The organism is Pseudomonas sp. Lb2C2 (assembly GCF_052112205.1).
Taxonomy (GTDB): Bacteria; Pseudomonadota; Gammaproteobacteria; order Pseudomonadales; family Pseudomonadaceae; genus Aquipseudomonas; species Aquipseudomonas kilonensis.
Map to the genome: position 1 here is coordinate 1 of NZ_JAUTYW010000026.1, position 418 is coordinate 418.

Annotated in this window: 1 protein-coding gene; it reads right to left on the reverse strand. The window is 61.7% G+C overall.

The window, feature by feature from the left end; translation table 11 throughout:
- A partial coding sequence (locus Q7F16_RS30090; RefSeq protein WP_409557482.1) for an immunoglobulin-like domain-containing protein occupies positions 1 to 418 on the reverse strand: 418 nt, incomplete at both ends.

The following is a 418-nucleotide window of genomic DNA, read 5'->3' on the forward strand; positions in this document are numbered from 1 at the left end:
CCGCGGCGATGGTGATGGTCTTGCCGCTGTCGAGCGTGACAGTGACCGGACCATTTTGCGCGGTGACTGGGTTGCCATTGGCATCGGTCAGCGTCGCGGTGTAAGTGATGGTGCCGTTTTCGTTCACGGTCGGCGTAGCAGTCAGCGTTACGGTGGTGGTGTCGTTGACATCACTAACGACGGTGCTGACCGGCGCCGTATTTGGAGCAATGGCTTCCAGGTTACCGCCGGATGCCGAGGCAATCGACTCAGTCACCGTCGTCGGACCTTGGTACACATCATTGCCGACGGCTACATCGAGCACGCCCGAGCTTGCGCCGGCGGCGATGGTGATGGTTTTGCCGCTGTCGAGCGTGACGGTGACCGGACCATTTTGCGCGGTGACCGGATTGCCGTTGGCATCGGTCAGCGTGGCGGT